23 protein-coding genes and 1 riboswitch are annotated in these 18,724 nt (G+C 49.2%); of the genes, 18 read left to right on the forward strand and 5 right to left on the reverse strand.

Annotated elements, in window-relative coordinates; all coding sequences use genetic code 11:
* Nucleotides 1-4 precede the first annotated feature (4 nt).
* Nucleotides 5-625 carry a CvpA family protein gene (locus tag A372_RS0115420; RefSeq protein ID WP_019421768.1) on the forward strand — a complete coding sequence of 207 codons (621 nt, stop codon included), beginning with the start codon at nt 5-7 and terminating at the stop codon, nt 623-625.
* Nucleotides 626-781: 156 nt separating this feature from the next.
* Here the strand turns inward: A372_RS0115420 and A372_RS0115425 are convergent, their stop codons facing one another.
* On the reverse strand, nt 782-1,159 hold the full coding sequence (locus tag A372_RS0115425; RefSeq protein ID WP_019421769.1) for a cupredoxin domain-containing protein: 378 nt from the start codon (nt 1,157-1,159) through the stop codon (nt 782-784).
* Nucleotides 1,160-1,297: 138 nt separating this feature from the next.
* Nucleotides 1,298-1,654 (reverse strand): phage holin family protein, encoded by a 357-nt coding sequence (locus A372_RS0115430; RefSeq protein WP_019421770.1) that lies wholly within the window; start codon nt 1,652-1,654, stop codon nt 1,298-1,300.
* A gap of 151 nt (nt 1,655-1,805) precedes the next feature.
* On the opposite strand from A372_RS0115430, the gene A372_RS0115435 reads away from it, so the two are divergent.
* The 15 genes from A372_RS0115435 to A372_RS0115505 all read left to right on the forward strand — a co-directional run bounded on the left by A372_RS0115435 (nt 1,806) and on the right by A372_RS0115505 (nt 14,591).
* Nucleotides 1,806-4,163, forward strand: coding sequence for an endonuclease MutS2 (locus tag A372_RS0115435; protein ID WP_019421771.1), 2,358 nt, complete (start codon nt 1,806-1,808; stop codon nt 4,161-4,163).
* A 27-nt stretch (nt 4,164-4,190) separates the two neighbouring features.
* Complete coding sequence (locus tag A372_RS0115440) at nt 4,191-4,610, forward strand: DUF350 domain-containing protein (protein WP_019421772.1); 420 nt, start codon at nt 4,191-4,193, stop codon at nt 4,608-4,610.
* A 255-nt stretch (nt 4,611-4,865) separates the two neighbouring features.
* Complete coding sequence (locus A372_RS0115445; RefSeq protein ID WP_019421773.1) at nt 4,866-5,408, forward strand: hypothetical protein; 543 nt, start codon at nt 4,866-4,868, stop codon at nt 5,406-5,408.
* Nucleotides 5,409-5,521: 113 nt separating this feature from the next.
* The gene (locus tag A372_RS0115450; RefSeq protein ID WP_019421774.1) at nt 5,522-6,802 is read left to right on the forward strand and encodes an MFS transporter; all 1,281 of its coding nucleotides are present in this window, start codon (nt 5,522-5,524) and stop codon (nt 6,800-6,802) included.
* Between the two features lie 488 nt (nt 6,803-7,290).
* A complete protein-coding gene (locus A372_RS0115455) occupies nt 7,291-7,548 on the forward strand; it encodes a hypothetical protein (RefSeq protein ID WP_019421775.1) in 258 nt (85 codons plus the stop codon).
* A 32-nt stretch (nt 7,549-7,580) separates the two neighbouring features.
* Nucleotides 7,581-7,970, forward strand: a complete 390-nt coding sequence (locus A372_RS34030; protein WP_019421776.1) for a spore coat protein — start codon at nt 7,581-7,583, stop codon at nt 7,968-7,970.
* Between the two features lie 200 nt (nt 7,971-8,170).
* Complete coding sequence (locus A372_RS0115465) at nt 8,171-8,671, forward strand: Lrp/AsnC family transcriptional regulator (protein ID WP_019421777.1); 501 nt, start codon at nt 8,171-8,173, stop codon at nt 8,669-8,671.
* Nucleotides 8,672-8,684: 13 nt separating this feature from the next.
* Nucleotides 8,685-9,893, forward strand: a complete 1,209-nt coding sequence (locus A372_RS0115470) for an aminotransferase class I/II-fold pyridoxal phosphate-dependent enzyme (protein WP_019421778.1) — start codon at nt 8,685-8,687, stop codon at nt 9,891-9,893.
* A gap of 148 nt (nt 9,894-10,041) precedes the next feature.
* The gene (locus A372_RS0115475) at nt 10,042-10,302 is read left to right on the forward strand and encodes an aspartyl-phosphate phosphatase Spo0E family protein (RefSeq protein ID WP_019421779.1); all 261 of its coding nucleotides are present in this window, start codon (nt 10,042-10,044) and stop codon (nt 10,300-10,302) included.
* A gap of 97 nt (nt 10,303-10,399) precedes the next feature.
* Nucleotides 10,400-10,951: a hypothetical protein gene (locus A372_RS0115480; RefSeq protein WP_019421780.1), complete on the forward strand. Its 552-nt coding sequence runs from the start codon at nt 10,400-10,402 to the stop codon at nt 10,949-10,951.
* Between the two features lie 42 nt (nt 10,952-10,993).
* The gene (locus A372_RS0115485; RefSeq protein WP_019421781.1) at nt 10,994-11,560 is read left to right on the forward strand and encodes a bifunctional adenosylcobinamide kinase/adenosylcobinamide-phosphate guanylyltransferase; all 567 of its coding nucleotides are present in this window, start codon (nt 10,994-10,996) and stop codon (nt 11,558-11,560) included.
* A 29-nt stretch (nt 11,561-11,589) separates the two neighbouring features.
* Nucleotides 11,590-12,177, forward strand: a complete 588-nt coding sequence (locus tag A372_RS0115490; RefSeq protein ID WP_019421782.1) for a cob(I)yrinic acid a,c-diamide adenosyltransferase — start codon at nt 11,590-11,592, stop codon at nt 12,175-12,177.
* Complete coding sequence (locus A372_RS0115495) at nt 12,131-13,153, forward strand: RluA family pseudouridine synthase (protein WP_443146841.1); 1,023 nt, start codon at nt 12,131-12,133, stop codon at nt 13,151-13,153. Before A372_RS0115490 ends, A372_RS0115495 begins: the two co-directional genes overlap by 47 nt.
* Before the next feature lie 74 nt (nt 13,154-13,227).
* Nucleotides 13,228-13,599, forward strand: a complete 372-nt coding sequence (locus A372_RS0115500; protein ID WP_019421784.1) for an arsenate reductase family protein — start codon at nt 13,228-13,230, stop codon at nt 13,597-13,599.
* An 86-nt stretch (nt 13,600-13,685) separates the two neighbouring features.
* Entirely contained in the window at nt 13,686-14,591 is a 906-nt protein-coding gene (locus A372_RS0115505) for a 5'-3' exonuclease (protein WP_019421785.1), read from the forward strand.
* A gap of 155 nt (nt 14,592-14,746) precedes the next feature.
* On the opposite strand, the gene A372_RS37405 is transcribed toward A372_RS0115505, so the two are convergent.
* Nucleotides 14,747-14,899, reverse strand: a complete 153-nt coding sequence (locus tag A372_RS37405; RefSeq protein ID WP_019421786.1) for a hypothetical protein — start codon at nt 14,897-14,899, stop codon at nt 14,747-14,749.
* Between the two features lie 112 nt (nt 14,900-15,011).
* On the opposite strand from A372_RS37405, the gene A372_RS0115515 reads away from it, so the two are divergent.
* Nucleotides 15,012-15,209: a hypothetical protein gene (locus A372_RS0115515; RefSeq protein ID WP_157259583.1), complete on the forward strand. Its 198-nt coding sequence runs from the start codon at nt 15,012-15,014 to the stop codon at nt 15,207-15,209.
* 150 nt (nt 15,210-15,359) lie between these two features.
* Here the strand turns inward: A372_RS0115515 and A372_RS0115520 are convergent, their stop codons facing one another.
* Nucleotides 15,360-15,656 (reverse strand): DUF3055 domain-containing protein, encoded by a 297-nt coding sequence (locus A372_RS0115520; protein WP_019421788.1) that lies wholly within the window; start codon nt 15,654-15,656, stop codon nt 15,360-15,362.
* A 259-nt stretch (nt 15,657-15,915) separates the two neighbouring features.
* On the opposite strand from A372_RS0115520, the gene A372_RS0115525 reads away from it, so the two are divergent.
* Nucleotides 15,916-16,974 carry an HRDC domain-containing protein gene (locus A372_RS0115525; RefSeq protein ID WP_019421789.1) on the forward strand — a complete coding sequence of 353 codons (1,059 nt, stop codon included), beginning with the start codon at nt 15,916-15,918 and terminating at the stop codon, nt 16,972-16,974.
* 64 nt (nt 16,975-17,038) lie between these two features.
* Here A372_RS0115525 and corA read toward each other — a convergent pair whose 3' ends face one another.
* Nucleotides 17,039-17,974, reverse strand: coding sequence for a magnesium/cobalt transporter CorA (corA, locus tag A372_RS0115530; RefSeq protein WP_019421790.1), 936 nt, complete (start codon nt 17,972-17,974; stop codon nt 17,039-17,041).
* Between the two features lie 525 nt (nt 17,975-18,499).
* Nucleotides 18,500-18,654: riboswitch (SAM riboswitch) on the forward strand.
* The last annotated feature ends 70 nt before the right edge of the window (nt 18,655-18,724 follow it).

The following is an 18,724-nucleotide window of genomic DNA, read 5'->3' on the forward strand; positions in this document are numbered from 1 at the left end:
AATCATGTTACAAGAAATCACAATGTTTTTTGACAACTTATGGAACGGAATCGTAGCGGGAATAATGGCTTGGAATGCGCTCGACTACATTGTCGCCGTAACCGCAATGATATGTATCGCGTGGGGAGCGAAGCGCGGACTGAAAGCCCAGGCCCTCTCGTTGTTTGGTTATATCGTAGCCTTTATCGTCGCTTCACGCTTCTATGATTACTTTATCCCATGGGTAAAGAAGAGGCTGTTTACGACAAGCAATCAAGCAGCAAGCCCACAGCCGCCTGCAGACGGTTCGGGTTCAATATTATCCTCTGAATTGATGGATACGGTGCATGCGGTGATTGCCTTTGCGCTGCTGTTCTTTTTTGTCCTTGCAGGCTTATGGCTTATCCGCTTTGCATGGAGCAAATTCACCGCCTCCCGGCCGATCCGGACCGTAGACAGGCTTACCGGCGCAGTGCTCGGCCTGATCCAGTTCGTATTCTTATGGTGCATCCTGTATGTGCTGCTTCGGGCATGGCCCGCAGGTTACATCCGTACATGGGTGGAGGCGTCAGTCTGGGTGGATAAGACCGGACAGTGGATTCCGGACGTTATGGTTGAGGCGGTAAAGTGGGCGCAATGGCTATGAGAAAACCTTTTCGAGGCCTTTTGAAGATGAGCGGCCGCGTTAGAGTAAAATAAGCCGCCGTCTCCTTGAATAAAGGATACGGCGGCCACTGCTGTGCGCTCAGACGTGACTATGGGGGAACCGGTTCATGGGGAGTTAATCACAATGGTTATTCATTTATTCGACGATTAGCATCGACTTCATATCACGGTGACCCGGACCGCACATAATCGTGCATTGGAACTCGTAAGTCCCAGGCTTCTCTGGAGTAATCACTTGTTCCTTGTTATTCGGATCAAGAGCGAGACCGAGCTCTTTGACAGCTAACCCGTGATTTCCGGTGGAATCCAGAACGATGCGGACCGACTCACCTGCTTTGATTCGATATTCCGATTGGTCAAACTTATAGTTGCTCGCTGTTATGACAAGTTCTGTATCGACGGCAACAGAGGCACTTGCTTGCGAATTCTGTTTCTTATTTCCCCCGCAAGCGACCAGCAAGACGATCATAATGATGAATAGAGATGATAACGTCCAAAGGCTGCTTCGTTTCATGCTCATCCTCCTTTTCCATAACAGTGTAGCTGACTCACTCATTTTTTGCCATTCTTTGTCGAGCAAAAAATACGCATTTGGAGTGATTCGGCATAGGGGTCTGGAAAGGACTGATGGCGTGAAGCGGCAGCCTTCAGATTATTTCGCTTGTCGTCCGGCTTCGAATGGCGTGGCGATTGGGATGAACAAGTCAATCAACCCGATGACCAAGGCCGCCAGAATCGCTCCGAGGATGGTGACCGATACGCCGGCTACAAAGAACTGGGCGACGTAAATGACGAGGGCGCTGATCAAAAAGCCAACGATACCCCGACCGAACGGCGTAACTTTTTTTCCAAAAATGCCTTCGACAATCCAGCCGAATAAGGCAATGATCAAGGCAAGGATTAAGGCACTCCAGAAACCGCCTACGGAGAACATCGGCACAATCCAGCCCGTGATCATCAGCACAATGGCTGCCACAATGAATCGAACGACATGACCTAGAAAACTCATGGACTTTCCTCCTTACTTGTTTGAAGGGTATAGGTTTGTGCAACAATTATTGTAACCTTATCCGCGATAATCATAAGTGGCATGTTCAGACATGAATAGCCATCAATTAGGTGTTCCGATATAATTACAGCGAGAGGAGTCGTGACTAGAATTGGATTCGAAAATTTTAAACACGATGGATTACCATAAAATACTGCAGTCATTGGCGCATCACGCGGCGACCCCTCTGGGCGAACAGGCAGCGTTGGCGTTACAGCCGAGTACCAATTTGGATGAAGTGAAGCGCCGTTTGCAGGCGACAGATGAAGCGATGACGGTAGAACGCCTGAAAGGCGGGGCACCGTTCTCTGGAGTGAAGGATATTCGTGGCTCCATCAAACGAGCTCGAATTAATGCCATGCTCAGCGCAAGCGAGCTGTGGGATATTTCTTCGCTGTTGTTATCTGGAAGACGTGTAGCGCGGCATATCGCAGGTGTTCATGAAGATAATCCGGTTCCGTCGATCCATGAATTGGCACAATCCATAAGTGACCAGAAGGCGCTGGAGGAAGACATCCGCCGATGTATCGATGAGCAGGGTGAAGTATTGGATCAAGCCAGCTCTGAACTGGCGACCGTACGCCGTGAGCTGCGCATCGGAGAAACGCGAATTCGCGAGAAGCTGGAGTCTATGATCCGTTCGCAAAGCGCGCAAAAAATGCTGCAGGACCAGTTGGTTACGATTCGGAATGATCGCTATGTCATTCCAGTAAAGCAGGAATACCGCGGTCACTATGGCGGTATCGTTCACGACCAATCCAGTTCGGGGGCCACGCTCTTCATCGAGCCGGAAGCAATCGTAGCAATGAACAACAAGCTGCGGGAGACGAAGCTGAGAGAAGAGCGCGAGATTGAACGTATTTTGTCGCGATTGACCGAGGAAGTGGGTCTTCTCGCCGATGTGCTGCTGTACGATACGGATTGCGTAGAACAATTGGACTTTATTTTTGCTAAAGCCAGACTTGCGCACCAAATGAAAGCATCGTTTCCCCGTATGAATGATCGCGGGTTTATTAAGTTGAAGAAAGGCCGTCATCCGTTAATTCCAATTGAACAAGTCGTGCCAATTGATGTGGAGCTCGGCAATTCATATACCTCCATCATTGTGACAGGTCCGAATACCGGTGGTAAGACGGTGTCGCTGAAGACGATGGGGCTGCTGAGCCTTATGGCGATGTCCGGTATGTTCATTCCGGCGGAGGATGGAAGTCAGATGTGCGTGTTCGATGCGATATACGCCGATATCGGAGACGAGCAGAGCATCGAGCAGAACTTGAGTACGTTCTCCAGCCATTTAACTAACATTATTCGCATCTTGAGCCATATGACGCCGAAGAGCTTGGTATTGCTTGATGAGCTGGGTGCGGGTACTGACCCTGCGGAAGGCTCGGCGCTTGCGATTGCGATTCTGGAACATATTCATAAGCTAGGCTGCCGAATGGTGGCCACGACCCATTACAGCGAGTTGAAGGCATACGCATACGAACGTAAAGGCATCATCAACGCCAGCATGGAGTTCGATGTTCAGACGTTAAGTCCGACGTATCGCTTGTTGATTGGCGTGCCGGGACGAAGCAATGCCTTTGCCATTGCCGAACGGCTGGGACTGTCGAAGTCCATTATCGAGCATGCCCGCGGCGAAGTGACGGAAGAAGACCTGCGGGTAGAGACGATGATCGCCTCATTGGAAGAGAATCGGCTTGGCGCAGAAGCGGAGCGCGAGGCTGCGGAACGGCTGCGGCGTGAGACGGAGGCGATGCGTGAAGCGTTGGCTGAAGAACGAGCGAAGCTGGAGGCGGATCGGGACAAGCGCGTAGCGCGTGCGGAAGACGAAGCGCGAGCCATCGTAGCCAAAGCCCGTCGTGAAGCGGAAGAGATTATTTCGGAATTAAGACAGCTGGCTCTGGAAGGAGCTCAGGTGAAGGACCATCGCTTGACGGAAGCGCGTAGACGGCTTGATGAAGCGGCGCCGGCAAGCAAGATTGCTGCGAAGACGAAGAAAAGTGTGAAGGCAGTTCGGCAAATCGAAGCTGGCGACGAAGTAATGGTATACAGCTTGAACCAAAAAGGAAGCGTCGTTGAATTGGCAGGGCAAGAAGCCGTTGTACAGCTCGGGATTTTGAAGATGAAAGTTCGTCTCGACGATTTGGAACTGCTGTCGTCTTCCAAGTCTGAAGCCAAGCAGGTGCAATCCGGGACGAACGTGAAGCGCACTCGTGGAGAAAATGTCCGGTCCGAGCTTGATTTGCGGGGAGCTAACTTAGAAGAAGCGATGATGGAAGTGGATCGTTTCTTGGATGAGGCCCTGCTCGGCAACTTGGGTCAAGTACACATTATTCATGGCAAAGGAACGGGAATCCTTCGCACCGGCATTCAAGAATTTTTACGCAGGCATAAGCATGTAAAGAGCTTCCGTCTTGGCAATTATGGCGAGGGCGGCACGGGAGTAACCGTGGCGGAATTGAAGTAATCATTCTTGAAGGTGGGGAGGACAACAGTGGAACATCTAATTGAACAATGGCTTAGCAATCCGTACGTATCGATGTTAGCGTATTTTTCCGTGGTCGTATTCGCTCTGGTGCTGTTGTTATCAGTATTTGAATTGGTGACGCGTTATAAGTGCTGGGACGAGATTCGCAAAGGGAATATTAGCGTCGCCTTGGCAACCTCGGGGAAAATATTTGGGATTTGCAATATTTTTCGCTTCGGAATCGAAGCGCGGGATTCGTTATACGCCTCATTGACATGGGCGATAATTGGTTATGTACTGTTGCTTGTGGCTTACTTTTTGTTCGGCTTTTTGATGCCGTATTTTAATTTGGACAATGAGATACAGAAGGACAATCGTGCGGTTGGCCTCTTATCGATGGTTATCTCGGTATCGTTGTCCTATATTATTGGTGCGAGCATCAAGTAGTGTGATTGGATTATACCGCGGAGGTCATTCATGAAGTACTTATGGGGAACGCTGTTTGCATTAGCCGCGCTATTTGTTGTTATCGGAATTGTGTACTGGATAAATATATAGGCTTGATAAAAAGTGTAAAATGTGTTCAAAAAGTGGACTTCGAGGGTGAATGTAAGATTCGATGGCGTATCTGCTTCAAGAAATGCGTCGTGATCAAAAGGACACTTTTGGAACAACCTCTATATAGGGAAGGTTTGATGAACAATGAGCAGCACGACAATCTGTCCTTGGTGCGATACTGAAATTGTATGGGATGAAGTGTTGGGGCCTGAAGAGGAATGCCCGCACTGTCATAATGAACTTAATGCATACCGGAGTATGAACGTCATGATCGAACACGATGAAGATGAAGCCGAGGATGCGCGTAACGAGCAGGCATCTGATGCGAATGAAGAACAGCCGGAGGAAAAAGGCTGGTCCAACTTTGGCTGGGATGATGATTCCGTTCTGTATAGCGAACCGGACACGCTGCGCTACCAAGAAGGCGTAGACAAGGTGCTGCACGAGCAGCAGGAAGTGCCAGAGTGCCCGCAATGCCGTGAATACATGTTGCTTGTCGGCAAAGAAACAATGCCTTCCACACAGTTTACACCTCACATTCCGGAGACATTGAAGCAACCGATTCTTACTGCGCCGTTTGAGCTGGATGTATATGTCTGCACATCCTGCTTTCAAGTATCGAAGGTGCTGGCAGAGACATATCGTGAACCAATAATGGAAAATGTACGAAATACGAAATCAGAATAAATAAGACGCGCGCTTTGGGGTAACTTATAAGCTGTAACGAACTGGGTACGTGATCAAAAGGTGACTTTTTGATCAATCTCTACAAGCCCACGGAAGCGGGGAGGGTTACCTTCGTGAAGGCGCGTCTGGACGGCCAATCTCTCTTGTTGTTGGTCGTATACGGTCTATTCTCGTTGGCGAATGCCCTGTCAGGGACGTTCGTCAACGTTTTTCTTTGGAAAGCGAAGTCGGATTATTCACTCATCGGCTGGTTTGCGTTCAGCCAGCAAATTGCAATCGGGCTCATGTTCTATTTCGCTGGCAAATGGGTTAAAGAAGGCAATAAAATGAATTGCTTGCGCCTTGGTATTTTGCTTGCGGGAATCTTTTACGCCGCAGTATTGTGGATTGATAAAGAGGCGGTTCATTATATATGGCCGCTCGGCTTAACGCTGGGTGCCGCTTCTGGCGCCTTCTGGCTGACCTTCAATGTCGTATACTTTGAAGTGACGGATGCCGCCAACCGGGATTTGTTCAACGGCTGGGTCGGATTTATCGGGTCGGGCTGCGGGATGGCAGCGCCCTGGGCTTCGGGCTTCCTTATCTCCACACTTGGTGATAGCCGTGGCTATCCGATCATATTTACCATATCCCTTGTCGTATTTGTCGCCGCGGTCATTATTAGCTTCTGGCTGCACAAGCGTCCGCCGGAAGGCCATTATTGCTGGTCGCTTCCGTTCACTTCGTTACGTCCTCCGCTCAGTCCTTGGCGCGTCGCTCTGCCGGCTCTTGCGTCACAAGGATTACGCGATGGAGTGTTCGCTTTTCTCGTCGGATTGATCGTGTATATTGTCACTACGAATGAACTGAAGCTCGGCAATTATACGCTTATTACCTCTGCGGTTGCATTGGCCAGCTTCTATGTGGCCGGGCGTTTCTTCAAGGTATCATACCGCGCCAAGGGGATGCTGCTCGGGGCGATGGCGATGGCGCTCGCGGTTGTCCCATTATTTTTTCAGATCAAGTACGGGACGCTGCTTGCGTTCGGTATTATGATTTCTCTATTCTCGCCGCTGTTCACTGTACCGATGACATCGTCCACGTTCGATATTATGGGAATCGATAAGGAGTCGGTCAGTCAGCGCGTCGAGCTCACTGTACTGCGGGAGTTCGGTCTGCTCATCGGACGGATGGCGGGTATCGCGGCCTTTATCGCCCTGGTCCAGTGGCGGACGAATAATACGGCGATTGTCGTGTTTCTCACGGTGATTGGCGCAGCGCCTGTGCTAAGCGCATGGTTCATGCAGCCTTTAGTTAAGAATCAGTATGCAAAAAGGGTGCCGGAAGCTATGGGTGATGCAGCAGAAGAAGCTGGGGAAGCGAAGATGAAGCACAAGCTCAAGGAGCAGCCGTAAACCAGCTGCCACACATTAGGCAGCTGGTATTTACGGCATCAAAAACGATATAAGCTTAACAACTAATTCTGTTTTTTCCTTCCTCTGTTGGATTCTGTACAGTTAAAACAGCACGTACACCTCTTTTTGGCCGCTCCATTGGAATTAGTCCAATGCTTTTCCGATCATTCAGCAGAGTTGCTGTCAAACAGCCCGATCCACTGTATAATATCCAGTCTATATTCAATTCTACAGCCTAATCAGAACATTCTACTACATATATTCCATTGAGTTCTTACTTCTGCCGATTGAAGAAAACATTTTAGTTCGACTGATGCTGTTATCACCATACGCAAGAGTCTGGGTGCGGGCCATACGCGCCATTTTGGGCAGCATCGCTTCCTGTTCTTCCAAAAGGTTGGTTGCCTCATCGCGTTACATATTTCCCTAATGCAGGGTACATAATACATTTGGTACCACATTGAAGAGATGGAAGGAGATCATGCCAAATGCAATACGGACAACAAAACCATTTGACCATGAAACCGCTGACTGCCAAAGAATTAGAGTATATTGCCGATTCGATATCGAATGAAGATCTATTAATCAAGCAATGCGCCGCAACCGCAGCCAGTTCGACGAATACGACGATTCAGCAAGCTTTGACGCATATGGTGTCCGCTCACCAGCAGCATATGAATATTCTTGTGCAGACATTGCAGCAGCACGCTCAACTGGCCCCGACTCAACCGCAGCAATCGCAATAATATAGTCAAAAGAGCAGGAGGTAACGTTAACGATGAACTATACACAAAATAGCGGGTTCATGGCTGAGAAAGATTTGTTATATACGATATTGGCCGATTTGAAACGCACGTCGCGTGAATATGTGACAGGCGTTACGGAGGCGGCGTGCCCGGCCGTCCGGCAAATGTTTACCGATTTGACGAATAGCACGATAAAGATGCAGGGAGAATTGTTCAATTTAATGGAGCAGCACAATATGTATTCTGTGGCTTCGCCGGCGCTGCGGCAGGAAGTGAACAAACAACTGCAGCAACATCAACAAATGCAGACGAAGACGAACCAATTCGTGCAGCAGAAACTGAACGGCCAGCAGCACAATTACAATAACAACAACTATGTGCAGGGGAATTACCAAGGCGGCGATTCCCACAACTACATGTAATTCAATCCGGTCGATAGCGCCGTCTTTCCATTGTGGAAGGGCGGCTGTTTTCATGTGAGATGCCGGCCCAGATCAGATCCGGATGCACCTGGGAATACGGCGTAGGTGGTTCTTGGCAGGAAGTTGTAAAAAGGTGTATCATAATAAGCATATCAACAAAAGCGGCCTTACATATCCAGGTCGGGGGAGGATTTCGTCTTATGAAGGATTTAAGCGAGTTAAACATTAACATATTGAAGCTGTTAAAAGAGGACGCCCGACGTTCCCCTAGCTTAATCGCGACTATGCTTGGTGTGGAGGAAGAAGAAGTTCGAGCGGCCATCACCGAAATGGAAGAGGATCACGTTATCGTTAAATATGCGACAATTCTGAATTGGAGCAAGGTGAACGACGAGAAGGTGACGGCGCTGATCGAGGTTCAGATTACGCCTGAGCGCGGTCGTGGATTCGAGGGTATTGCGGAGCGAATCTACTTGTTTCCGCAAGTGAAATCCGTATACCTTATGTCCGGCGCATATGACTTGCTCGTGGAAGTCGAAGGGAAGAATTTGCGCGAAGTGGCTTCGTTCGTATCTGATAAGCTGTCTCCAATTGAAGCGGTGCTTTCGACGAAGACGCATTTTATATTGAAGAAATATAAGCAAGAAGGCATTATTTATGAAGACCACGAGGACGATCAACGTCTCGTAGTATCCCCGTGAAAGGTGATGTGTCATGATTAAGGAAGAGGATAAGCAAGCGACGCTGCGCTCCATGGGGAATTATATCAATCCACTCGTCAGAGACATTCCGCCGTCAGGTATTCGCAAGTTTTTCGACATGGCCAACGCGAGCAAAGACATTATTACGCTGGGCGTAGGCGAACCTGATTTCTGCACGCCATGGCATGTGCGGGAAGCGTGCGTCTACTCGTTGGAGCGGGGACGCACCAAATATACATCCAACGCAGGGATGCCTGAGCTGCGCGAGGCGATAGCCGAATATTTACATGATTCGTTCCAAATCACGTATAACCCGGCTGACGAGCTACTCGTTACAGTTGGAGGTTCGGAAGCGATTGATCTGGCGCTGCGGACGCTCGTATCGCCAGGCGATGAAATATTGATTCCGGAGCCTTGTTACATTTCATATTCGCCGATCGTATCAATTGGCGGCGGTGTGGCGGTCGGGATCGAAACATCTGCCGAGAACCAGTTCAAATTAACGGCTGAATCGCTCAAAGCGAAATTAACTCCGAACTCCAAAGTTCTCATTCTGTGCTATCCAAGCAATCCGACCGGGGGCATTATGACTTATGAGGATTGGCTTCCGATAGCGAAAGTTGTGGAAGAGCACGATTTAATCGTCATTTCCGATGAAATCTATGCTGAACTGACCTATGATCAGAAGCATGTCAGCTTCGCATCGGTTCCGGGTATGAAGGATCGCACGATCGTGGTCAGCGGCTTCTCCAAGGCGTTTGCGATGACGGGATGGCGCATGGGGTATGCGTGTGGACACAAAGAAATTATTGCAGCGATGCTGAAAATTCACCAATACACGGTCATGTGTGCTCCGATTATGGGGCAGGTGGCTGCGTTGGAAGCGTTGAAGAACGGTCATGAAGAGAAAGCTCACATGGTGGAGTCGTATAATCAACGCCGCCGTCTGGTCGTCAAAGGCTTCCGGGAAATCGGCCTTGACTGTCATGAGCCACAAGGCGCCTTCTATGCCTTCCCTTCGATTCAGTCGACGGGACTGACTTCGGAGCAATTTGCGCATCGACTGTTGTTCGAAGCGAAGGTCGCAGCGGTGCCGGGAGACGTGTTCGGCTTGGGCGGAGAAGGCTACATCCGCTGTTCCTACGCAACATCTGTCGCGCAGCTGAATGAGGCGCTCGATCGCATGGGACGCTTCCTCGACAAGATGAAGCAAGAAATGTGAAAAAAATTCAAATTCAACTAAAATGAACTAGTTTTCGTTCCCTTCATCTGGTATAATATAACATGTCTCGCAAGGTTGTCCCATCATTGGAACAGATGGACGACTATAGGGATTTCGAGTATCCAGCTGCGAAGGGAGGAAAGGTCACTTGTTTTGTTCGAACTACACCTTAACGACGTATTCACGTAGTTTATTGAGAGAAGATGGATCTCATCCGAAATGGTCGGGCAAAACAAGAAACGTTTCGTCCAAGCTACTTGCGCTAGAGAATGAAATTATTGTTCTTCGCAAGCAAATGGAGCAGATGTTTCAAGAAGAACAGTCGTTCACGGCTGAGAATGTCATCGAAATCAGCAGTATGCTGGACTTGAAAATTAACGAATATATGAAGTCGCATGTCAAGAAGTGACAGCGTGAACGAAGACCCTGCGGGGTCTTCTTTTTTTGCTTGTACCGTTTATGATATAGTGAATTGAGAGACATATGGGGAAAGAGGGGATTACGTGATGCGCAAATGGGGATTCATGGGGGTTCTGCTAACGATGCTTATCCTTGTAAGCGGCTGCGGCGGACCGAAAGCGGATATAACCGTATTCATGATGCCGAAGTCAACAGTGCCGACCGAGATGACGCAAGCGTTGAAAGAAGAGTTGAATAAAAAGTTTGAAGGAAAGTTTACGGTTGATGCCGTTGCATCGCCGATGTACAATTTACAAAAATTGGTTGTTGAATATGCCGCGGGTGACAACGGCATCGTGATTTTGCCGGAAGACGACGTGAAGACGATGGCAATGCAGGGCGGGCATGTCGTATTGGACAACTATTTTGATAAGGAAAAGTATGCGGCAGGAGTTATGGACGGAGTCGTATACGAGAAAGCGGAAAAGGGATATAACGAGTATAAAGGGACGCATCTGTATGCTCTGCCAGCAGAACAGGTGCCGCTTCTAAAGAAGCTAGGCATACAGGAGCCAGGGTTGTTCGTCACGATACCGTCGAGAACCCCGAATGAAGATCTCTCGGTTCAGGTGCTGAAAGCGTTGGCAGAGGAACAGTAATTGTGTAAATAGGACGGATGACAGGTGATGGAGGGAAATAACATGATAATAGGGGTGACAGGAAGCGCCGGCAATGGCAAGACGCCGTTTGCCCTCAAGTATGCGGCAACCTTCGGACGCGAAGGGCTGTATGTCGTTACTCACGATACGCCGCTGCCGGCTGCTATGCCCGCGCCCCCTCACTTCACATGGAAGACCATTCACACCGAATTCGCTTTGCCGGCCGTGCTGCATCGCATCAATGAGGAATCCAATCTGTATCGGGCTGATCGGAGAGTGCTTGTCATTGATAGCTTGACGTCGTATTTATGTGCGGCGCATCAACGCTTCATGGAAGAACACGACGGCAGCATCGACGATGGTGATTATATGGAGCTGATGACAGCAGCACGTGAGGAACTGCAGAACGCGTTGTTGTCGTTTCAAGGGAAGGTGTTCGTCATCACGAACGAACCTCCCGGATATACGCCATTCACCGATCCGAAAGAACGATGCTATATTACCCAGCATGCTGCATTGAATCTTGAATTAGCGCGAAGAAGCCATCAATGGTTTCGCTTGAACGCAGGCATTCCGGAGGAGTTAAGTGCAAGAAGATTTCGCGGATAAATCAATGGGAAAGATGGGAGGTCTCAGTTGTGAACAATATATATACGCGGACAGGAGACACAGGCATGACTTCGCTGATTGGTGGGCGGGCTGCCAAAGATCATCTGCGGGTGGATACATACGGCGAGCTGGATGAATTGAATGCGTTCGTCGGATGGGCTGCGGCCTGCTGTCAAGAAGACAGCTATGACGAACTGCGGGAACAGCTGGTCGACATTCAACACGAGCTATTCGATTGCGGCTCGGATGTTGCATACGCAGAGACGAAGCAAGAAAGCGTCACGTATAAAATTCATGCGGAACAGGTGGCACGCCTTGAAGCTTGGATCGATGCGCATGAGGCGTCGACTCCGGCTATCCGCAAATTTATTTTACCAGGAGGAAGCGAAGTTGCTTCGGCTCTTCATGTATGCCGTACTGTGTGCCGGCGGGCGGAACGCCGCTTGGTCACCTTGTCCCGCCAAGAGACGGTGCACGCAGAAGTGATGAAATACGTTAATCGGCTATCGGATTATTTCTTTGTCGCCGCAAGACGTGCCAACGTAATCGCTGCGGTACAGGACCAGGAATATGTGCGCAGTGCCGAAGTGTTTCGACGTCAAGAACGACATGACTGAATCGAGATTGGACATCGCGGCAGAACTCACTTATGTTGTGCCAGAGGAAGAGGCTGGCATTCAACTGCGAACGGTTCTCCGTTCGCGACTGAATCTGTCCCGGCGTCTGCTTACCCGCTTGAAGACAGTGGAACGAGCGATAACGGTTAACGGCATGGAGCGGTATAACGACCGGCCGCTTACCGTAAGGGACCGTTTGAGCGGCGGAGATGTCGTTCACGTTCAAATTGCGGAAGAAACCGTAGACTATATTGAACCGGAACCGATTCCGGTTGACGTTGTATATGAAGATGATGATATTCTCGTCGTCAATAAACCAGCGGGACTTGTCGTCCATCCGACGAAAGGCTATCCCAATGGAACGTTGGCCAATGGCGTTGTCCATTATTGGAGGCTTAAGGGAGAGCAGACCCGCTTCCGCCCTGCGAACCGACTGGATCAAGAGACGTCAGGCTTGCTTATCGTAGCCAAGCATGGACATGCTCATCATCAGTTGTCTGATCAGATGCAGAACGATGAAGTATGGAAGCAATACGAAGCGTTCGTATATGGTGTGCCGACTCTACGGGAAGGAACCGTTCATGCCCCGATTGACCGTGACAAGGAGCAGCCGCACCTTCGCGTCGTGACTCCGGACGGATATGATTCAATTACGCATTACGACGTGCTTGAAACGTACAACGGCGAGGCTGCACGGATATCCTGCCGCTTGGAGACGGGCAGAACTCATCAGATCCGCGTGCATATGCAGCATCTCGGATGTCCGCTGCTGGGAGACAAGTTCTATGCCTCGAACGAGTTGGCGCGAACCCCGTTCCTGCAGGCTGCGATTGCACCGTTATCCCGGCATGCTCTGCATGCGTCCGAGCTGCGGTTCTTACATCCTATGACGGGTGTGCCCTTGCAGTTTACAGCTAAGCTGCCGCCCGAACTGGAGCAGCTAAGAGAGCGATTGCGTCAAGGATCTGAATCATAAATACTTGCGATAAGATATATAAGTGCATATTCAAAAAGGGGCTTTTTGAACAACCTCATAAAGGAGAGAGTACAATGAAGTTGACCGTATATGAATATTCCAAATGCAGCACGTGCCGCAAAGCGGTTAAGTGGCTGCAGGCTCAAGGCATTGAGACCGAATTAATTCCGCTGATCGAACAACCGCCAACCGCAGCCGAGCTCAAGAAGCTTGTGGAAATGAGCGGACTGGAATTGAAGAAGTGGTTCAATACGTCCGGTGAAGTATATAAATCGATGCAATTGAAAGATAAATTGCCGCAAATGAGCGAAGACGAGCAGTTGGAGTTGCTGTCTTCGAACGGCAAATTAATTAAGCGTCCGATCGTGACCGACGGCAAGCGGGCGACAGTAGGCTTTCGTGAAGAGATGTTCGAGAATACATGGACTATTGCCTCCAAGCATTGAGCAGGTATGGTAGAATCAGCTAACCGCGATGAACCGCAATATATGGTATACTGGTAGGCATTGTATTGCGAAAGGAGTTAACACTCATGCTGGAAGAACAACTGGAAGAACATATAGAGACATCTCAACTGCCGCGTATTCTGTTAGTCGACGGGATGGCATTGCTGTTCCGCGCATATTATGCGACGGCATATGGCGGCTCCATTCGCCGGATGAAGGACGGGACTCCGACCAATGCGGTATACGGATTTATGCGCTATTTTTGGGATGCGGTGCAGACCTTCGAACCGACCCATATCGCTTGCTGTTGGGATTTGAGCAGCAAGACGTTCCGAGCTGAGCAATATGACCAGTACAAAGCGAATCGTGCGGAGTGTCCGGAGGATCTGATTCCGCAATTCCAGCTCATACGCGATGTGATGGATAGCTTCGGCATTCCGAACATTTCGGCGGAAGGATATGAAGCGGATGATTGCATCGGAACGCTAGCACGTCTCTACCGAAAAGAGATGGAAGTCAATATTCTAACAGGCGATCATGACATGCTCCAGCTTGTCCATGAACGCACAACGGTTATTATAATGAAAAAAGGGCACGGCAACTATGCGGTATACAGTCCGATCACTCTAATGGAAGAGAAGCAGCTGACGCCAGAGCAAATTATTGATTTGAAGGGTCTTATGGGGGACACATCCGACAATTATCCAGGTGTCCGTGGCATTGGCGAGAAGACCGCGCACAAGCTCATCCAGGAGTATGCTTCCATCGAGGGAATCCTCGACAATCTGCCGGCGCTAGCCAAAGGCGTGCGCACGAAGATTGAGGCGGATATGGACATGCTTCATTTATCGCGCCAATTGGCGCGGATTGAGTGTGATGCTCCGGTCGTGTGCGATACCGAACGCTGTCTGTTCGCGCCGGAACGGAATGCGGTGCATGCCGTATTCGAGCGGCTCGAAATGTCCAGTATAGCGAAATTAGTCGGAATTTGATTCATTCGAATAATAGCACAACCATAAGTGCCGCATATCAGCGGCAACAAAACGGTGAAGCTTGCTTGTTCTGTCATGATGTGACACGGACCAGCCTGCATCGCCGTTTTTTTTCAAGAGAAACCAGACATACCTTATGGGGATAAAACCTACCTCTAAACGTACTCGCTCGTCTTCGAAAGGCCTCGATAGAAGATCCATGGATTCGTCAGTTCCCTTTTCCGAAAAAGGTATGCCTGTTCGGCATCCATTGCCTCACTCTCCCCTTCATTCAGAATGGCAGCTTCCTTCCCTTTGAGCGAAACCATGTTGTCGGGCCTCCCGTACAATGGTCCTTAGATCCATTCTCCCATACCGTCAGGAGAGATAATGTCGAGGTTAGCATATGCCGTTCGGATCCATGGCATGGAGGGGCCGATAATGATGGAAGTAAACCAGAGTCGCCATTGGACGTGTCGCCTTCTGATGGAAGGGGAGAATGGAGCAAAGAGGCGGATGCAGCGAATCACCGCCAGTCAGAGCGCGCCACTGCCCGAACGGAATAACCTACCGGCTCGAAAAGCGCTCATCGTGCTTCTCCGTGGTATTATCCAAAAAAAGGGAGCGGTGTTGAAGTGAAATAACTGCACAATGTGATATATTGGAGCGAGCAGGAGAACAGATATCGTGGTTGTATCGTTCTCCATCCGCATCCTGCCGAGGCAGCGTTCATTCCCATTAACGGGTGTAAAAAGCCTGATTGAGGCTTCATCAACCTGGTCTTGGTCCTTAGTCCGTAAAGTGAACAGCGCCAATGACCATGGACAGAAAATGGCGCAAGTCTTCCGCTTCTTCATTGCTCAAGCGATAGAACGATTCCAAATAACCTTCTTCTTCTAAATCGTCTTGTCCCATAATGGCGGTTAGACCGCTCTGCAAATCAGTCACCAGCTTTTTGCCGTAAAAGCGGTTCGTCGTCGTAACAGCCAGATCGAAGCGATGCATGCTCGGACCGATAAACGTAACGAAGCGCGTGGATGTCTCCTCCGTACCGTCTGATAAAAAGTCTATGTCGTTCATACTCATCTTGACGAACCTCCTTGTGTGGGTAACATTCCCATTATAACGTAACAGCGGCAACTTCTAAAAGAGCTGAACTGCACTAAAAGTAAGAATTGCAACCTCGCATGTCTATGTGGTATAATTTAGGTGAATTCATAACTAGGACGGGGAAGCACCTCTTTGAAATGCGTATAGCCGCATTTTGAAGGGGTGCTTTCTTTTTTTATGTTCCACATTATGAATGGATATAATGCACTTTACAATAAAGGAGGAATCGTCACACATGCAAGTAGTCTGGACGGCAAGGTTCGATTATCAGGAGGGCGCAAGCCCAGACGGACGAAAGGCGAAGAGCAAGGCTAAAAAAGAGGCTGATGCGGTCAGATCTCAGCAAGGTCTCGTCACGGTTGGAGAAGAGGAAGGAAAATGGATCGTGTTGTGGGAAGTGGACGGCGGAGCATCTGAGGTGTGGTTCGAAGGATCCATCTGGGCCGAGATGCGTGCTGCGCTGCGCGGTGGCTTGGCTCAACTGCTCAGCTCGGGCTACCGTATGGTGCTGGGATTTGTCCCGGATACCGACATTCATGAACGCCGGATGAAGGAGCGGCAGGAATGGGTGAATTGCTATGCCCAACTATACGCGAAGGAGGAAGTGTACGAGCAGTTGGCCAAGTGGCGACGAGAGATGGCAAGCCGCTTGAAGCGTGCCCCGTATTGGGTGGCGACGAACCGTATGCTTCGACTCGTAAGCGCATTTTTGCCGCATACACTGGAGGAATTGAAGCAGCTTCCGGGATTTGGTGAAATCAAAATACAATCGTTTGGGGACGATATCGTCGAAATAACGAAGCAGTATGAACGGAGCACGACCTTCCCATTAGAGTGGGTGCAAGCGGCTATCACCGAGCAGCAATTCGCACAGTGGATCTATTCGGAATGGGAAGCAAAGCAAAGGGATGAATTAACGAAGCTGACCGAGCGCAGAAAGCTTTTGGAGGGGATACAGCAAGGGCAGACCCTGTTGCAACTGATGGAACTCCTTCGCATTGATCGGCGTGAGCTCATTATGCGAATTGAAACGCTGGAACGGGAAGGATACCAAGTAGAGACGCTTGTGGAGGCCGAGTTAGCTTCAATGCCAAGGGAAGAAAGGCAGGCGATTGATATGGCTTTTGTGGAGCTGGGGGACGAATACTTAAAACCGGTTTATATAAAAGCGTTCGGTGAAGCGGCCTTAGAGCAAGCCACCGCATCGGTGCAGGCTAACTATGAGCGGATTCGTCTTCTGCGTCTTCTGCATCGCCGTCAGAAGCATGCCCCTGCCGATCGGCAGGTGAGCTGAGAAAAAATATAATGCCCGTGTCCTTGATCAAGTCAGGAACACGGGCAATCGCATGGTCGCTTTGTCAGATCCAATCTTTTTTCCGAAATAAATAGAACATGAATGCGCCGAGTATGAACATAAAGCCCATCGTATAGAAAGAACCAAAATCCCAATCCATGAACGGGATATAGTCGAAGTTCATTCCATAGATGCCTGTAATCAAAGTAAGCGGCATGAATATGGTCGTGATGGCGGTGAACACTCTCATAATGTCGTTCGCGCGATTCGCAATGCTGAGCTGGTATGACTCTCGTAAGTTTCCCATCAGATCGCGGAATGTTTCAAACGTCTCGGACACCTTGACAGCATTCTCATAAATGTCACGGAAGTATTTTTGCAAATCATCGTCGATAAGCCGCAGTTCTTTACGGTAAAGGACGAGCAGCACTTCTTTTTGCGGAGCCAATCCTTTTTTGAGCCAGAGTATTTCGCTTCGCAAGCTAATGATTTCATTTAGATGGGTCTTCTTGGCGCTGACAATAAGCTCTTCTTCCAGATTGTCGATCTTCGCTTCAATTCGATCGGCTACCGTGAAATAGTTGTCAACGACCATGTCAATTAAGTGATATAACATGCGGTCTGCCGCACTGACTTCCTGTTCCCACAGGACCGGCTTTACCATGCGCAGCTCATTTATTTTCTGATTCGTTACTGTAATAATAAAGTGCTTGCCTAGAAATATGTTCAGCGAACGTAAAAATATTTCCTCATCATCAAACCGGATGCTGTTAAACACGATAAAGTAATGGCCTTCATAGATTTCAATCTTCGGGCGTTGCTCTTCTTCGCTCATACAGTCCTCTACGGCCAGATCATGCATGGAGAATAGAGGCTGAAGCACGAGCAAATCATCAATATCGGCATCGATCCAGTAAAAGCCTTGTTCAGGCGTCGTCAATGCGACATTGATGTCTTCCACAGGTGTAAATACCCCTTCGTTTACAAGACGGATTTTCATTGCACTCACTCCTTCGCACCGCCAACTGTTGGCGGGCTGCGTCGTCTATTATTGACGATTCAAGCAGGGAGATGCTCATGACTTCGTCCGTCATTCGGTGCATAGACATACGTCAAGGTAGTTGAAAGCTGTTCAACTTATGGGCACGAACAACAGACAGCAACGGTCTTGGGCGACATCGGTTCCTGTCGAATCGTCATATTCGGTTGTCCGTTCGTACCGTGGCACGGCCTCGGGTCGCCATCCATCCGAAATTCACCTCAACTTATTCGTTATAAATCAGGTAGTGCGGTCACGCACTTGTTAAGTATAACGCTCGTACTTTCACCTTTCAAGAAAAAATGAATTACAGAATTTAGTTGAAACCGAGCAAATGTGTGAAAGTATGAAGTTTGTCATTGATTTAACATATGGCATTTCATAAGAGATGGTGAATTGCCTCTTGACGAGAGGCTGGTCTTTGCTATAAGTTATTACCAAGTCCTATTTGGCAAATGGCAAACAAATGAATAACGAACGATAGCAATCTTATCAAGAGCAGGTGGAGGGACAAGCCCGATGAAACCCGGCAACCGGCGTTAGCCATGACATGGCAGATTCTTGTTCCAAGAATCTTGCAGTTATGTACGTACGGTGCTAATTCTTGCAGCAGCGATCCAATCGTTGCTGACAGATGAGAGAGGCATGAGAACGTAATGCATGACCTTTCTCGAATCGCCGGGAAAGGTCTTTTTTGTATATGAAAAAGGA

Origin of the sequence: Paenibacillus sp. OSY-SE (genome assembly GCF_000283315.1) — a bacterium.
In the GTDB taxonomy this organism is placed as follows: domain Bacteria; phylum Bacillota; class Bacilli; order Paenibacillales; family Paenibacillaceae; genus Paenibacillus_B; species Paenibacillus_B profundus.

Bases quoted from the DNA above. Each gene is read 5' to 3' on its own strand.
- A372_RS0115470 (WP_019421778.1), top strand. From the start codon at position 8,685: ATGATTAAGGAAGAGGATAAGCAAGCGACGCTGCGCTCCATGGGGAAT.
- A372_RS0115425 (WP_019421769.1), bottom strand. From the start codon at position 1,159: ATGAAACGAAGCAGCCTTTGGACGTTATCATCTCTATTCATCATTATG.
- A372_RS0115520 (WP_019421788.1), bottom strand. From the start codon at position 15,656: ATGAGTATGAACGACATAGACTTTTTATCAGACGGTACGGAGGAGACA.
- A372_RS0115455 (WP_019421775.1), top strand. From the start codon at position 7,291: ATGCAATACGGACAACAAAACCATTTGACCATGAAACCGCTGACTGCC.
- A372_RS0115430 (WP_019421770.1), bottom strand. From the start codon at position 1,654: ATGAGTTTTCTAGGTCATGTCGTTCGATTCATTGTGGCAGCCATTGTG.
- A372_RS0115525 (WP_019421789.1), top strand. From the start codon at position 15,916: ATGCAAGTAGTCTGGACGGCAAGGTTCGATTATCAGGAGGGCGCAAGC.
- A372_RS0115495 (WP_443146841.1), top strand. From the start codon at position 12,131: ATGTGCGCAGTGCCGAAGTGTTTCGACGTCAAGAACGACATGACTGAA.
- A372_RS0115500 (WP_019421784.1), top strand. From the start codon at position 13,228: ATGAAGTTGACCGTATATGAATATTCCAAATGCAGCACGTGCCGCAAA.
- A372_RS0115505 (WP_019421785.1), top strand. From the start codon at position 13,686: ATGCTGGAAGAACAACTGGAAGAACATATAGAGACATCTCAACTGCCG.
- A372_RS37405 (WP_019421786.1), bottom strand. From the start codon at position 14,899: ATGGTTTCGCTCAAAGGGAAGGAAGCTGCCATTCTGAATGAAGGGGAG.
- A372_RS0115480 (WP_019421780.1), top strand. From the start codon at position 10,400: ATGCGCAAATGGGGATTCATGGGGGTTCTGCTAACGATGCTTATCCTT.
- A372_RS0115515 (WP_157259583.1), top strand. From the start codon at position 15,012: ATGATGGAAGTAAACCAGAGTCGCCATTGGACGTGTCGCCTTCTGATG.
- A372_RS0115420 (WP_019421768.1), top strand. From the start codon at position 5: ATGTTACAAGAAATCACAATGTTTTTTGACAACTTATGGAACGGAATC.
- A372_RS0115465 (WP_019421777.1), top strand. From the start codon at position 8,171: ATGAAGGATTTAAGCGAGTTAAACATTAACATATTGAAGCTGTTAAAA.
- A372_RS0115445 (WP_019421773.1), top strand. From the start codon at position 4,866: ATGAGCAGCACGACAATCTGTCCTTGGTGCGATACTGAAATTGTATGG.
- A372_RS34030 (WP_019421776.1), top strand. From the start codon at position 7,581: ATGAACTATACACAAAATAGCGGGTTCATGGCTGAGAAAGATTTGTTA.
- corA (WP_019421790.1), bottom strand. From the start codon at position 17,974: ATGAAAATCCGTCTTGTAAACGAAGGGGTATTTACACCTGTGGAAGAC.
- A372_RS0115485 (WP_019421781.1), top strand. From the start codon at position 10,994: ATGATAATAGGGGTGACAGGAAGCGCCGGCAATGGCAAGACGCCGTTT.